Source organism: Halomarina oriensis, from assembly GCF_009791395.1.
Taxonomy (GTDB): Archaea; Halobacteriota; Halobacteria; order Halobacteriales; family Haloarculaceae; genus Halomarina; species Halomarina oriensis.
Genome location: NZ_WSZK01000038.1, coordinates 12,668 through 26,412, shown reverse-complemented (window position 1 = coordinate 26,412; position 13,745 = coordinate 12,668). Strand labels below are relative to the sequence as shown.

The 13,745-nt window shown below is 68.7% G+C and carries 16 protein-coding genes; 6 read left to right on the top strand and 10 right to left on the bottom strand.

The window, feature by feature from the left end; all coding sequences use genetic code 11:
- The first annotated feature begins 16 nt into the window (after window positions 1-16).
- Complete coding sequence (locus GQS65_RS19520) at window positions 17-394, top strand: rhodanese-like domain-containing protein (RefSeq protein WP_158206301.1); 378 nt, start codon at window positions 17-19, stop codon at window positions 392-394.
- Window positions 395-479: 85 nt separating this feature from the next.
- On the opposite strand, the gene yciH is transcribed toward GQS65_RS19520, so the two are convergent.
- From yciH to GQS65_RS19495, 5 genes are all read right to left on the bottom strand, one after another.
- Window positions 480-773 (bottom strand): stress response translation initiation inhibitor YciH, encoded by a 294-nt coding sequence (gene yciH, locus GQS65_RS19515; RefSeq protein ID WP_158206300.1) that lies wholly within the window; start codon window positions 771-773, stop codon window positions 480-482.
- 156 nt (window positions 774-929) lie between these two features.
- Window positions 930-3,125 carry a DUF3488 and transglutaminase-like domain-containing protein gene (locus GQS65_RS19510; RefSeq protein WP_158206299.1) on the bottom strand — a complete coding sequence of 732 codons (2,196 nt, stop codon included), beginning with the start codon at window positions 3,123-3,125 and terminating at the stop codon, window positions 930-932.
- Window positions 3,122-4,096 carry a DUF58 domain-containing protein gene (locus GQS65_RS19505; protein ID WP_158206298.1) on the bottom strand — a complete coding sequence of 325 codons (975 nt, stop codon included), beginning with the start codon at window positions 4,094-4,096 and terminating at the stop codon, window positions 3,122-3,124. The genes GQS65_RS19510 and GQS65_RS19505 overlap by 4 nt, the downstream gene beginning before the upstream one ends.
- Window positions 4,093-5,049 (bottom strand): AAA family ATPase, encoded by a 957-nt coding sequence (locus GQS65_RS19500; protein WP_158206297.1) that lies wholly within the window; start codon window positions 5,047-5,049, stop codon window positions 4,093-4,095. Before GQS65_RS19500 ends, GQS65_RS19505 begins: the two co-directional genes overlap by 4 nt.
- A 148-nt stretch (window positions 5,050-5,197) precedes the next feature.
- The gene (locus GQS65_RS19495; protein ID WP_158206296.1) at window positions 5,198-5,509 is read right to left on the bottom strand and encodes a DUF7573 domain-containing protein; all 312 of its coding nucleotides are present in this window, start codon (window positions 5,507-5,509) and stop codon (window positions 5,198-5,200) included.
- A gap of 75 nt (window positions 5,510-5,584) precedes the next feature.
- Here GQS65_RS19495 and GQS65_RS19490 point away from each other — a divergent pair, with 75 nt between their 5' ends.
- Window positions 5,585-5,839, top strand: coding sequence for a hypothetical protein (locus GQS65_RS19490; protein ID WP_158206295.1), 255 nt, complete (start codon window positions 5,585-5,587; stop codon window positions 5,837-5,839).
- Window positions 5,840-5,955: 116 nt separating this feature from the next.
- Here the strand turns inward: GQS65_RS19490 and GQS65_RS19485 are convergent, their stop codons facing one another.
- The 3 genes from GQS65_RS19485 to GQS65_RS19475 form a co-directional block, all read right to left on the bottom strand.
- Window positions 5,956-7,347 (bottom strand): FAD-binding oxidoreductase, encoded by a 1,392-nt coding sequence (locus GQS65_RS19485; protein ID WP_158206294.1) that lies wholly within the window; start codon window positions 7,345-7,347, stop codon window positions 5,956-5,958.
- A 164-nt stretch (window positions 7,348-7,511) separates the two neighbouring features.
- Window positions 7,512-8,504, bottom strand: a complete 993-nt coding sequence (locus GQS65_RS19480; RefSeq protein ID WP_158206293.1) for a 5,10-methylenetetrahydromethanopterin reductase — start codon at window positions 8,502-8,504, stop codon at window positions 7,512-7,514.
- Window positions 8,501-9,253, bottom strand: a complete 753-nt coding sequence (locus tag GQS65_RS19475; RefSeq protein ID WP_158206292.1) for a coenzyme F420-0:L-glutamate ligase — start codon at window positions 9,251-9,253, stop codon at window positions 8,501-8,503. The genes GQS65_RS19480 and GQS65_RS19475 overlap by 4 nt, the downstream gene beginning before the upstream one ends.
- 148 nt (window positions 9,254-9,401) lie before the next feature.
- Between GQS65_RS19475 and GQS65_RS19470 the strand changes: the two genes are divergently transcribed.
- A complete protein-coding gene (locus GQS65_RS19470; RefSeq protein ID WP_158206291.1) occupies window positions 9,402-10,040 on the top strand; it encodes a rhomboid family intramembrane serine protease in 639 nt (212 codons plus the stop codon).
- A gap of 27 nt (window positions 10,041-10,067) precedes the next feature.
- On the opposite strand, the gene GQS65_RS19465 is transcribed toward GQS65_RS19470, so the two are convergent.
- Window positions 10,068-10,613, bottom strand: a complete 546-nt coding sequence (locus GQS65_RS19465; protein ID WP_158206290.1) for a metallophosphoesterase family protein — start codon at window positions 10,611-10,613, stop codon at window positions 10,068-10,070.
- A gap of 29 nt (window positions 10,614-10,642) precedes the next feature.
- On the opposite strand from GQS65_RS19465, the gene GQS65_RS19460 reads away from it, so the two are divergent.
- The gene (locus tag GQS65_RS19460; protein WP_158206289.1) at window positions 10,643-10,834 is read left to right on the top strand and encodes a hypothetical protein; all 192 of its coding nucleotides are present in this window, start codon (window positions 10,643-10,645) and stop codon (window positions 10,832-10,834) included.
- 154 nt (window positions 10,835-10,988) lie between these two features.
- Here GQS65_RS19460 and GQS65_RS19455 read toward each other — a convergent pair whose 3' ends face one another.
- Window positions 10,989-11,378 carry a CopG family ribbon-helix-helix protein gene (locus GQS65_RS19455; RefSeq protein ID WP_158206288.1) on the bottom strand — a complete coding sequence of 130 codons (390 nt, stop codon included), beginning with the start codon at window positions 11,376-11,378 and terminating at the stop codon, window positions 10,989-10,991.
- Between the two features lie 105 nt (window positions 11,379-11,483).
- Between GQS65_RS19455 and GQS65_RS19450 the strand changes: the two genes are divergently transcribed.
- Together GQS65_RS19450 and ddh are read left to right on the top strand one after the other, a co-directional pair.
- Window positions 11,484-12,374, top strand: coding sequence for a hypothetical protein (locus GQS65_RS19450; RefSeq protein ID WP_158206287.1), 891 nt, complete (start codon window positions 11,484-11,486; stop codon window positions 12,372-12,374).
- A 458-nt stretch (window positions 12,375-12,832) separates the two neighbouring features.
- Window positions 12,833-13,741: a D-2-hydroxyacid dehydrogenase gene (ddh, locus tag GQS65_RS19440; protein WP_158206286.1), complete on the top strand. Its 909-nt coding sequence runs from the start codon at window positions 12,833-12,835 to the stop codon at window positions 13,739-13,741.
- Window positions 13,742-13,745: the final 4 nt, after the last annotated feature.

The window sequence follows — 13,745 nt, the reverse complement described above, 5'->3', positions numbered from 1 at the left end:
CCCTCCGTGTACGGGTATGGACGGCGAGATTCACGCCGAGGAGCTGCGTGACCTCATCGACGCAGACGCCGACGTTCGTATCGTGGACATCCGCTCGCCGGGCGCGTTCGCCCAGGGCCACATCCCCGGTAGCGAGAACATCCCGTTCGCGGAGCTTCCCCAGCGCGTCGAGGCGCTCGACGGGGCGAATCGGGTCGTGACGGTCTGTCCTATCGGCCAGTCGTCCATTCAGGCCGCCCGCCTCATCGGGTCGTACGAGGGGGCGAACGGCGCGACCGTCGAGAGCCTCGCGGGCGGCATCGACGGCTGGGAGTACGGCTTCGAGGCGGACGACGGCGGGAGCGACGACACGGACGAGGGGCCGGCGAACGAAGGTCCCGAAGCCCCGTTCTGACGCCGTCGCCGAGGGCCGCTCGGACCGACGCCGTCGCTGTGGTGTGTGAAGAACTGAGAACCGCGTTGAGTGGTCGGAAGGTCGGTCAGGCCACGTTGAAGCCCTTCTCGCGCAGGAAGTCCTCGACCCGGCCGGTGTGGTTCCCCTGGAGTTCGATGGAATCGTCTTCGACGGTTCCACCGCAGGCGAACTTCGACTTCAGGTCGGAGGACAGGCTGTCCATGTCCACGTCACGCGGGTCGAACCCCGTGATGACCGTTACCTCCTTTCCGTATCGGCGCTCGTCGATGTGGATGTTGATCTCCTGGGACTCCTTGGCGACGTCCTCGCAGACGCAGAGTTCCTGGGGCAACCCACACGTCGAGCAGACTTCCGACATTACGAGTCGGGACTACTCGATGGCTCTATTAAAGACTGTCGGGAGGCGCGACGAAACGAACGGTCGAAACCACGCGGAACACCGGTCCAGTGGCACGAATCGTCGGGTCTGCACAGTAGTGTACGGACGTGGGGAAACCGGTGGCGACGGGTCGCGTCAGAACCGCCGGTACTTCCCGACCAGGTCGTCGACACGCTCGACGGCTTCGTCGGCCCCCGACCGGTCCGCCCGACCGGCGTACACCGCTCGTTCGTACAGTTCGCCGACGCGCATCGCGTCGCGGTCACCGAGCGACCGGAGGTAGCGCCGGGAGGTCTCGCCGGTGTTACGCGGTCTTCGTTCGCGTTCGAGCAGGTACTCCATCCGCTCGTAGGCCCGCTCGATGTCGTGGACGGGGTCGTCGGTCCGTGGCTGGCGGCGGAGCCAGACCGCGCGGTACGCCCGGCCGGTAGCCCCCGACCGGCGAACGGCCGCGGCGAATCCGAGGAAGACGACGGTCCCGAGTGCGACCTCCTCGCGCGAGGGGGAGGGGAGCGCGAACCCGCCCTCACCCGCAGAACTGTTGTTCGTGGCGACGTCACCACCGCCGACGAGGCCGTCGTCCAGTGCCCCGGCCCCGCCGGGTGGCGTCGGCGTCTGGAACGCACCACCGGGGAGTTCACCCGGGTCGCTGGCACCGCTGTCGTTCCCGTCCGGTGCCTCCGTCGGCGTCGGTGTCGGCGTCGGCGTCGGTGTCGGGGTGGACCCCGGCACGTCGACGTTGCCGCTCCCGCTCTCACGGGCCTGGTTCAGGCTGTCCTGTTCGACGCTCTCGCGGGGACCGGACGGGGTCGGGTCGAACTGCTGCCAGCCGTAGCCGGGGAAGTAGACCTCGACCCACGCGTGGGCGTTCAACCCGCGGACGACGTACTCGTCGTCGACCTCCTGACCGGGCGTGTAGCCCGTCACGAACCGTGCGGGGATGCCCTGCGAGCGGAGCATGGCGACCATCGTCGTCGCGTAGTACGTACAGTAGCCGGCCTCCATCTCGGTGAGGAACGAGTAGGCGACGTCACCGTTCGGTCGCTCGACGTCCAGCGAGTACGGCTTCTCTTCGAGGTGGGTCTCGATGATACGGGCCGTGTCGTAGGGGTTGTCCGCGTTCGACGTCAGCGTCGTCGTGTACTCGGTCAGTTCCTGTGGCGTGCTCTCGGGCAGCCGAGTGTACTGCTCGGCGTCGACGGCCGCCGCCGAGTAGTTCGTCCCGGCGTTCCGGAGCTGGTCGGGACCGGCCGTCGAGACGCGACTGACGACCTCGTACCGCTCCTGAGCGGCCAGCGTCTCGCCCTCGGGGGCCTGTAACCCACCGAACCCGGTGACGTCGGCGGAGACGCCCCTGAGCGTCGTCGGCTTCCACGCCGCGGGGACGACTCCGAGTTCCGTCTCGGTGGTCACGGTCTGTTCGACCTGCCGTGTCGGGCCGGGCGGACCGGCCTGTGACCCGTCGAACTCGTCGCTCGCGGCCGTTCGGACCCAGCCCTCGCCGGTGTAGCGGTCGTAGGAGGCGACCTTCCAGTACCGCCGTTCGTCGGCGTCGACCCGGAAGCGCACCTCGGGGCTGAGGCTGATGGGGCCCTGGATGACGACGTCGCCGTCGGTCCGAGTGAGACTCGACTCGATGGTGTCGCCGCTCCCGCCGGTGCCACGCAGGATGGGCTGGGTCGCTCCGCCGGGGACGAGCGAGACGGAGACGGTCAGGACGACCATCGCGGCGACGACCATCGCCACGCCGTCGGCGTCCGCGAGGCGGCCCCCGCGCAGGTCGACGTCACCGACGCCGACCGCGGTGGCGGCCGCGAGCACGCCGAACAGCGCGAGGATGACGCCGGCGTCCCCCGTCAGGACGAGGAAGACGAGCGCGGAGAGGCCGACGACTGCCGCCAGCGTGTAGCGCCGTCGCCCGACGAGGAACCACGAGAGGAACACCGGTACGGGGGCGAACGCCGTCGCCCACACGCCGGCGTTGATGATCTTGAGGATGCTCAGCCCCGTCAGCAACGCGACGATGTCCTCGAGGATGAGGTCGGCACGCGTGAACAGGAGCGTCCCGTCCGGAACGCTCGGGACGTACAACAGTGCCCCGCCGACGGCGACGACCAGCGCGAGGGGTAGCGCCAGCGCGTCGGGGAGGAACCGCCCGAGGACGAGGCCGCTGGCGAACGCACCCGCGACCACGAGGACGAACAGCGTGAGGTTCCCGGCGACGTTGACGGCCTCGTAGAGTTCCGTGAGGTACGCCCCGGTCAACACGAGCATGGCGAACACCGCCACGACTCGTGGTCCGAAGCGACCCACGCCCCCGAGGCGTCTCACGCCGCCACCTCCCGACCGCCGACGAGGTCGGTGTACTCGACGCCGATACCGCGGACGTCGACGTTCGTCTCGCCGTCGGCGAGGACGTGGACGTCGGCGCGGGCGACGGCCTCGTCGCTCACCCGACCCGGCGGCGTCCGCGCCAGCAGGTCGAGGGCGGCCTGTCGGTGGGTGTCGCCCAGCCCCGCCTCCAACTCGCCGCCGGGGACGACCAGTTCCACCTCGATACCCATGTCGAGGAGGAAGACGACGAGGCTGGCGACGGCCCCCGCCATCGCGTCGGCGTTCTCGCCGGTCCCGTCGGCGGTGGCCTCGCCGACGACGCTGACCGCACCCTGGTCCTCGGCGGCGAACTCCGTGACGACCATGTCGCCGTACTTCGCCGTCGTCTTCCAGTTGACGTCCCGCAGTGAGTCACCGGGGGCGTACTCGCGCAGGCGGTCGAACGCCTGTCGGTCCGGCATCCCGGCCTGGTCGACGAGTCTCGCCAGCGGCGTCCCGTCGGTGATGGGCGTCACCGTCGGGTAGACGAGGACGTGCTTGTCGCTCTCGTAGCGGTAGGTCTCGGCGATGAGTCCCAGCGGGTCGGTGATTCGGAGGGAGAGGGGACCGATGTCGTGTGCGCCGCGGCGGGCGTACTCCATCTCGTACTCGACGTGTCCGGCCCCCGTGATGGCGGCGGCGTACGTCCGCGGTCTGAGCCCGTTCGGCAGTCGGTCTTCGAGTTCGACGCGGCCGCCGGCGTCGACGTTGAACCGCATCTGTCGGGTCTCGCCGGGGTGGCCGGGCGGCGGGACCAGTCGTTCGACCCCCGGTCGGTCGGCCCGCCAGACGGCGACGAGCGCGTACCCCAGCGCGACCAGTGCGGGGGCGGCGACGGCGTTGAGCGCCCGTGCACCGAAGGTCGCCCCGGCGACGAACGCCCCCAGCGTCGCGAGCCCGGCGACGACGCCTCGCCGCGTCGGTCTCATACGTCGACGCGTTCCAGCGCCTGTTCGACGAGCTCGCGGGCGGTACGGTCGCTGTCGGGCGCTGGCCGGATGCGGTGGGCGAACGTGACGACGGCTTCGCGCTGGACGTCGTCGGGGATGACGTAGTCCCGGTCGTTGAGTGCTGCTCGTGCCTGCCCCGCCCGGAGGAGGGCGATAGAGGCGCGTGGGCTGACGCCGAGCGTGGCGTGCTCGCGGGTGAACCGCGCGAGACGGGTGACGTACTCGCGGACGGCCTGTTCGACGGTGACGTTGGCGACCGTCCGGCGGGCCGAGACCACCTCCTCGACGGTGGCGACCGGCGTGAGCGTGTCGATGGGGTGTTCGCCGACGACGCGGGCGAGCACCTCCGACTCGTCGCTCTCGTCGGGGTAGCCGAGGTGGAGTTTCTTCATGAACCGGTCGAGTTCCGCCGCCGGGAGTTCGTAGGTCCGGTCGCGTTCGACGGAGTTCTGCGTGGCGATGACGACGAACGGGTCGGGGACGGTACGGGTGGTCCCGTCGACGGTCACCTGGTTCTCCTCCATCGCTTCGAGCAGTGCCGACTGCGTCTTCGGCGGGGCGCGGTTGATCTCGTCGCCCAGCACGACGTTGGCGAAGATGGGGCCGGCGTGGAACTCGAACTCGCGGGTCTTCTCGTTGAAGACGTTCACGCCGGTCACGTCCGTCGGGAGCAGGTCGGGGGTGAACTGCACGCGCTTGAACGAACAGTCGACCGACCGGGCGACCGCGCGTGCGAGCATCGTCTTGCCGACGCCCGGTACGTCTTCGAGCAGGACGTGGCCCCGCGCGAACAGCGCCGTCACGAGGTGCTCGACGACGTCGTGGTGCCCGACGATGACCTCCTCGACGTTCGCAGTGACCCGTCTGGCGAGGTCGCCGACGGCCTCGATGTCGGCCGCATCGGCCGTGTCGGCGGCGAGATTGTCACTCATCGTAGACGAGTGTCTCGGAACTGGAGTAAGGCTCTTGTGTAGCTCATGTCGTGGGGGAGGATGTCTTACAGACCCGAATCGAACCGAAGACAGGTAACTCTGCTGGGTTCGTGCGACAGACGAGAACAGTAGTCATTCGGGGGTGTGGTCACCACTGTTTGCAGTCGAGACAGACGAGTCGTCCGTCGTCACGCCAGCGGCGTTCGACAGTCGCCTCGCAGGCCGCACAGGCCGCCCCGTCGGGCGTCCAGTCCATCGTCGACTCGGCCGCCCGGACCGTGAGCGACGGCTCCTCACCGTCGTCGGTCGGGTCCGTCTCCCCCGCGTCGGCGGCAGCGTCCGCCGGTGTCTCCTCGCCTCCCGCCGGGCCGCCGTCCGCTGGTGCGTCGTCGTCCGTCTCCGCGTCGGTCGTCCCCTCGTCGGTGTCGGGCGTGGCGAACTCGTCGAGCGACCGGTCCATACCCGTGGTCGCGGACCCATCGGCTTAGCCGTGGCGGACGGACACACACAAGTACTCACGCTCGGTAGGTCGCGTATGCAGAACGCACTCGTCGAGTTGTTCGAGAGCATCCCGGAGATGGTTCGGCAGTTCACCGACATCGCCCTCGGTGCGGGCGGGTTCGACCCGTTCCAGTTCACGATGCTGCTGTCGGGCACGGTGTTCGTCACCATCTCCGTCGTCTTCTTCGGCTACCTCGTCGTCGGCGCGCTGTTCCGTCCGCTGGGAGGCTTCCCGACGCCCGGCCGCGGCCACCGTGACCGGCGCGAAGACGAGTTCCGCGGGAACTGATTCGCTCGTTTCACTCGCTCTTCGTTCCCACTCGCTTCGTTCGCGGGAACTGACTCGCTCCACGGCCTTCGGGCACTCCGCTCGCTCACTTCGCCACGAAAGAACCGACGACCCGCCTACGCCGCCGGTTCGACGTTGTGGTTGACGTGGAACAGGTTGTCGGGGTCGTACTGGGCTTTGACCCGCTGGAGTCGCTCGTAGTTGTCGCCGTACGTCGCGCGAACCCGCTCGTCGCCCTCTTCCATCATGAAGTTGACGTACGCCCCCTCGGCGTCGTGGGGGTGGACCGCCTCCCAGTAGTTCCGCGCCCAGTCGGTGATGACGCCCTCGTTGGCCGGGTCGGCGTCGACGCCCGCGATGACCATCGACCACGTCGCGTCGCGGTAGTTCCAGGCCGTCGCGTCGTCGGCCACGTCGTGGACCGCGCCGTCGATGGGGTAGAGATGCATCGTCGACTTCGGCGTCGGCACCTCGGCGTGGCGGCCGTGGGCCGCGATGGCCTCGTCGGTGAGGTCGTAGACGAAGTCTCCCTTCCAGTACCACTGGTCGCCCGCCGGGTAGAGGTCGTCGAACAGCGACTGGAGTGCCGGGTACGGCATCGCGCCGACGTGTTCGAACATCGGCTCGGCGGCGGCGCGTGCCTGTCGGAGGTGTTCTTCCGCGAGCTCTTCGTCGCCGCTGGGGACACACCACAGCAGGCCACAGAACTTCTCGCCGTGGATGTCGGGCGGGAACGGGTCCCCCGGGACCTCCCCGACGGCGTAGAACGCGTAGACGTCCCGTGGAGCCTCGGCGAGCCAGTCGCGGTACCAACGCATCGTCGTCTCGAGGTCGTCGAGCGGCCAGAACAGCGGCCCGGCGACGACGGTGTCGACGTCGTGACACTGGAACTCGAAGGACGTGACGACGCCGAAGTTTCCCCCACCGCCGCGAACCGCCCAGAACAGCTCCGAGTGCTCGTCCTCGTCGGCGTGGACGAGACTGCCGTCGGCCAGGACCACGTCAACACCGAGCAGGTTGTCGATGGTCAGGCCGTACTGACGGGTCAGATAGCCGTGACCACCACCCAGCGTCAACCCACCGACGCCCGTGGTGGAGATGATGCCACTGACCGTCGCCATCCCGAACGCGTGGGTCGCGTGGTCGACGTCGCCCCACGTACACCCCGGTTCGACCCGGACGGTCTTCGCCTCGGGGTCGACGTGGACTCCCGTCATCGGCGAGAGGTCGACGACCAGACCGTCGTCGACGAGCGAGAGGCCCGGCCCGTTGTGGCCGCCGCTCCGAACGGCGATTTCGAGTTCCTGCCCGCGACCGAAGTTCACCGCCGCGACTACGTCCCCCGCGTCGACACACTGCGCGATGAGCGCCGGCCGTCTGTCTATCATCGCGTTGTAGATGGCGCGTGCCTCGTCGTACCCCTCGTCCGATACCTCGATGAGTGTGCCGCGGAACGTCTCTCGCAGGTCGTCGACTGCGTCGTCTAACGGTGTAGCGTGTGTTGCCATAACGAGTTGATGTGTTGGCTGTCTGAGGACAAATAGCTAGTTCTCGGCTTCCAGCCAGTAACTCCATTGGTTCGAGTGGGGTTCGGGGAGAACCGTCGCCCGACGACCATCCGGTCGGAGACGCTGTCTGTCGGCGGTTCGGAGCGGTGTGTCCGGTGGCCCGTTCAGTCGGCCGCCTCGATGAGTGCCCGTCCCGCCAACTCGACGGCACGGTCGAGGTCCGGGCCGAGCGGCGACCCGACGACGACGCCGTCGGCGTGGTCGAGGATGGCGGCGAACCGCTCGGTGACCGTCTCGGGGTCGCCCGCCACCGCGAACGCGTCGAGCATCGCGGGCGTGACGCGCTCGAACGCCTCGGTGAACTCGCCGGCCGAGATGTGCTCACCGATGGTCTCGGCAGTCCCGTCGTCGACACCGTGGCGCTCTAGCACCGGGGAGGCCGCCCCCGAGGCGATGAACGCGACGGGCGGCCGGGCGGCCTCGCGTGCGGCGTCGGCGTCCTCGCTCACCGACACCGCGGCGAACGCCGCGAGGTCGAACTCACTGCCCCCTGTCTCCTCCTCTCGCTGGTCGAGTCCTTCCTCCACGCGTTCGCGTGCCCACGCGAGGTCCTCGGGGTGTGAGCCGTTGAACAGGAGACCGTCGGCGCGCTTGCCGGCCATCCGGCACATGTGTGGCCCCTCGCCGCCGACGTAGACCGGAATCGACGCGCCCTGTGGTGGTTCGAAGTTCAGTCCCGCCGACGTCGCCTCGAAGGTGCCGTCGTGGTCGATGCGCTCGCCCGCCCACAGGTCACGGGCCACCTCGAACGCTTCGAGGACGGGCCGTAGCCCCCGTTCGTCGGCCGCACCCAGGTTGTGGAGCGTCGAGGGGTCGCCCGGTCCGACGCCGAACACCGCGCGGCCACCGGAGCATTCGTCGAGCGTTGCGATCTGTCCCGCCAGCCTGACCGGGTGAGTCTCGAAGGGGTTGGCGACGCCCGGTCCGAGGCGGACCGACTCCGTCGCATCCGCCACCCGCGTCAGCGCGGCGACCGGGTCGCGGTTGTTGTAGTGACAGCTCGTGAACACGGTGTCGAAGCCCGCGCCCTCGGCGCTCGCCGCGAGTTCGGCGACCCGCTCGACCGGGTGTTCCGGGGTGAGTTCGACGCCGTTCATCCGGGGAACTCCCACTCCTGTAGGGCCTGTCGAATCAGGTCGTCGTCGTACTCGCGGAACAGGTTGTCGGAGCCACCGTGCTCGCCGAACTCGAAGCCGCGGACGACGACGAACGGCGTCCCACCGTCACCCTCGCCGGTGAGGAGGTTCGCGGCCGCGGCGAGTTCGTCGACGACGGACTCGACGGTCACCCCGAGTTCACGGCCGTCGCGGTCCGTCTCGCCGCGCCAGTCCCGCGAGGCGGGCATCCCGGCCCAGCCGATGGTGACCCCACGCTGGCCGTGGCGGAACGGCCGGCCGCAGGTGTCGGTGACGACGACGGGGACGCCCAGTTCCTCGTGGAGTCGTCGGGCGCTCCCCGAGGGGTCCTCCGGCAGGAGCAGGAGGTCGGCTTCGGGGACGTTCGAGCGGTCGATGCCCGCGTTGACGGTGACGTGGCCGAAGTGGGTCTGGCTCAGGATGAACGGGGCCTCCATCACCAGGTCGGCGGACTCGTCGAGGACGACCTGTGCGAAGCGGGGGTCCTTCGCGTCGCCGGTGACGCGTTCGAGTCGGTCGGCGATGGCTCGCGCCCGGTCGCCGGCGGTCACGTCGTCGAGGTCCACGGTTCGGCCCTCGGCCTTCGAGACGACCGTGCTGGCGACACAGAGCACGTCGTCGGCACGTAACTCGACGCGCTCGTCGACGAGGGCCGCGAGGTCGTCGCCCGCGCGTATCTCGGGGACGTCGGGGGGCGCGAACAGTTCCATACCACCGCGTCGGGAGCGGCCGGCTTAAACGACCGCGATACCGGAGAGGATTCGGGGCACTCGGCGGCCTCGATGCCGAGGCACGACCGACCGCCGAGGAGGACCCCACCGTGCGTACGCTTTTGTAACAGGAGCGACCAGTTATCGTATGGGTCGGATTTCAGGCAGTCCGACGGTCCAGACGCTCGCCCTCATGCTCGTCGTGAGCCTGCTCTACTGGAGCGCACAGGCCGTCTTCGCGGTGTTCCCGCTCGTCAACCCCGCCGCGGTGTTCGCCCTCGGACCGACGTTCACCGCGACGCCGTGGACGCTCGTCACCAGTGTCTACGCCCACGCGGACCCGTACCACCTCCTCGGCAACGCCGTCACGCTCCTGTTCGTCGGCCTGCTGCTCGAACGGTCGACGACGAACACGCGCTTCCACCTCTTCGTCCTCGTGACGGGCATCCTCGCGGGCCTCGCACAGGTGTTCGGCGGGTCGCTGCTCGGTCAGTCGGGGTTCGTCCTCGGCACCAGCGGGGCCATCTTCGCGCTCATCGGCTACGTCGTCACCGCCAACCCCGTCTCGGAGGTGGCGTTCTCGCGGCTTCGGCTCACTCGCGGCGTCCAGTTCCTGATATTCGCCGTCCTCGCCGTCGCGGTGACCGTCCTGACGGGTGCGCCGGGCGTCGCACTCGTCGCCCACTTCGCCGGCCTCTTGCTCGGCCTGGTCGCCGGTCGCCTCCACGTCCTCGAACCGTCGACACCGCGTGGCGAGCGCTCTTCGGCCGAACGGTCCCGTATCTGAACCGGACGAGAGGGTGACTGCGACCGTTCAGCGTTCGACCAGTCGCACGTCCACCGCGCCGTCCTCGACGTCCAGCACCAGCATCGTCGTCCGCGTCGCGGGGTCGGCCCCCGTCGCGCTCCCCGGGTTGAGCAGTCGGACGCCGTCGGCGAACGGCGTCTGGCGCTCGGTGTCCGGCCCCGTCGCCGGGACCGTCTCGTCCAGCACTTGGTGGGTGTGCCCCGAGACGCCGACGACCGACAGTTCGGTCTCGCCGGCCGCCTCCTCGACGATGCCGGCGACCCGTTCGCGGTAGTCTTCGGCCGGACCGGTCCCGTGGGTGACGACGAACAGGACGCCGTCGAGTTCGACGGTCGCCGTCTCGGGGAGGTCGGCGTCGAACTCGGAGTCCATGTTCCCCCGAACGGCGGTCAACTCGGGGGCGAGGTCGGCCACCTCGTCGTACGCCTCCGGGGAGTCGAAGTCCCCCGCGTGGACGACGTGGTCGGCGCTCCGAAGCTCCTCTCTGACCCACTCGGGGATGCCGTCGGCACGGGACGGAACGTGTGTGTCGGCGCAGACTGCGATGCGCATGGCACATCCCTCGCAGGGTGATGGTATAAGTGCGGACCCCACCGGGACGTCGGCCGGCGGGAGTCGGGTTCTTCTACGTCCGGGCCTCCGCTGGAGTCTTCGAGGGCCTCGGCGCGGACGTCGAGACCCGGTTCTACGACGGCCTCGGCCACGCCATCACGACCGACGAACTGGTGCGAATCGACGAACTGGTCGGTGCGGTCGCCGGCGGGTCGGGATAGCGCAGCGCGACGGTCGGAGAGAGCGACTCGGCTCCCCGCCGAGCGGATTCGGAACGGGGTAGCTACCGACGGAGTCGCGCCGAACCGACTCGAAACCGACCGACTCCGTCGTCGGCCCGTATCGGTCGACGGAGAGCGCTGGGCTCTCGGGGCGTCACTCGGTCGGGATGAGCATCACCCGGACACGTCCCACGCCGTCGAAGTCCCGAAGCCGGTAGGTCAACTCCCGGATTCGGCCGACGTCGCCGTGACAGAACACCGACTCCAGACACCACTCGCCCTGGTGGGTGTGGCTCGTGCTCTGGATGACGTCCTGATACTCGTGTTGGACGTCGTGTAGCTCGTGGATGACCTCGTCGTGCTGGTAGTCGAACCCGAGGAGCGCGACCACGGTACCGCTCGTCTCCTCCAGTCGCGTGTGCGCTTCGACGTACTCCAACATCGCCTCGCGTACGGCCCGCGAGCGCGACTCCAGCCCCTGTTCCTGCCAGACCCGGTCGAACTCGGCGACGACGTCGTCGGGGATACTGAAACTCGTCCGCATACGAAGTCACTGCGCCACGCGTCCTAAACGGCTGTCGTATGACGATCCCCCCGGTTCGGTAGTAACAACCGATAAACCTGGTCTCGACCGACTATTTCGTACTGAATGCTACAAGACGTCTCGCTCGGGCTGTTTGCCGGAGCTATCATCCTCGGGGCGATTCACGGTATCGAACCGGGTCACGGCTGGCCGGTCGCCGCCTCCTACGCGCTCGACCAGTCGAACAAGTGGCTCTACGGGTTCGCCGCCAGCTTCATCCTCGGGCTTGGCCACCTCGTCAGCAGCATCGCCATGGTCGGGGTGTTCTTCTACGCGAAGGCGTACTTCAATCTCACACAGGTCAACGAACCTCTCGAACTGTTCAGCGGTGTCTATATCGGTGGCCCCGTGAGTCTCGTCGCCGGCGTGCTCCTCGTCGTCCTGGGTATCCGTGAGTACACGCACGGCCACTCACACAGTCACGGCGGGCACGACTACGCTCCCGACGAGGGTCATTCGCACGACCACGGCCACGCTCACGAGAGCGACCACGACGCGAGCGAGTACGTGACGAGCGTCCACGCCACACCGCCCGAGAACCGGTCGCACGACCACGGGGGCGACCACTCACACGGAAGCCGGACTGCCTCGGACGGCGGCTGGCTGGCGCGACTGAAGCGAGCACTCCCGTTCGTCGGTGGCCACTCACACGGCAGTATGGAGGAGGCGACCGACCGGGGACTGCTCGGTATCGCGTGGTTCGCGTTCCTGCTCGGTTTCGCCCACGAGGAGGAGTTCGAGATTATCGCGCTGTGTGCGGGATCGAACTACTGCCTCGAACTGATGAGTGCGTACGCCATCACCGTCGTCGTCGGTATCGTCGGGTTGACGATGCTCCTCATCGCGGGCTACCAGCACTACGAGGAGGAAGTCGAGAAGTACACGCCGTACCTCCCCGCGTTCTCGGCCGCAGTGCTCATCGTCATGGGAATGGGCTTCGTTCTCGGACTCTTCTGAACGGCCTCGAACGCTGCACCGTCGTCGCCACGATGGCTGTTCGACGCTCTCGCTGGACACCCTCTCGGGCGTCGACGTGCGTGACTGGGACCCCGGCGACCCACACGGGCAGAGACGTAGAGCGCGTCCGCGAGATTCGTGACGACGTCGAGCGTCGTGTCGTGGCCGTCGTCGACGAACTGGCGGGGGAGTGATTCTCCGTGGTCGGTGGATTCTTGGGCAGCCGTGACGAACCGGGTCCGTACGGCGATGATGACGGTTACCCCCTCCGAGCCCCTTGTGACGAGGAACTTCACCTGAGCCGCTACACCTCTCTCTGGGTGGGCGCTGCCCCGTGAAGCACTCGGCAGACGCTGTGGCACCCCACGGAGCCCTCTGTGAGGCGGAGGTTCACCGGGCCGCTTCCGACCGACGAGACCGGTGTGACTGTTAATACCCGTCCCCGAGGAGCGACTGCCATGCGACTGCTCGTCCACGACTCCGTCTCGCCCGTCTTCGCCCCGGCCCTGCTCGTCGATTACCTCACGAGCGAGGGCGTCGACGCGACGACCGACTGCCACCCGACGGACGCCGACGGCGTCGTCGCGTTCGCCCACGACGACGCGCTGTTGGACGCGCCGTGGGTCCACGCCATCACCGCCGGCTACGACGACTACCCGGTCGAGGAGTACCACGAGGCGGGCCTGACGTTCACGAACTCGACGGGCATCCACGGGACGAGCGTCGGCGAGAGCGTCGTCGGACACTGTCTCACCTTCGCGCGGCGACTCCACCGCTACCGTGACCGCCAGCACGACCGGCAGTGGGAACACGAGCCCTACGAGGCGGCGTTCACGCTCAGCGGTGAACGTGCCTGTGTCGTCGGCCTCGGGACGCTCGGACAGGGGGTCGCCGTCCGCCTCGACGCGCTGGGGATGGACGTGGTCGGTGTCCGCCGCACGCCGGCGCTCGTCCCCGGCGTCTCGGAGGTGGTCACCCCGGACGACCTCCACGACGCCGTCTCGGACGCTCGGTTCGTCGTGCTCACCGTCCCGTTGACCGACGAGACCACGGGACTCGTCGACGCCGGCGTGTTCGCCACGATGCGCGAAGACGCCTACCTGGTCAACGTGGCCCGCGGCGAGGTGGTCGACCAGGACGCGCTCGTCACGGCTCTCGAATCCGGAGCCATCGCCGGGGCGGCGCTCGACGCTCTCGACCCGGAACCGCTCCCGGCCGAGTCGCCGCTGTGGGGGTTCGAGGAGGTCCTGATAACCCCACACTGCGCGGCGCTGACCAACGACTACCACGAGGCGGTCGGTGACCTCGTCGTCACGAACGCCCGACGCATCGGCCGAGGTGCCGACCCGGTCAACCGCGTCGTCTGAGGCC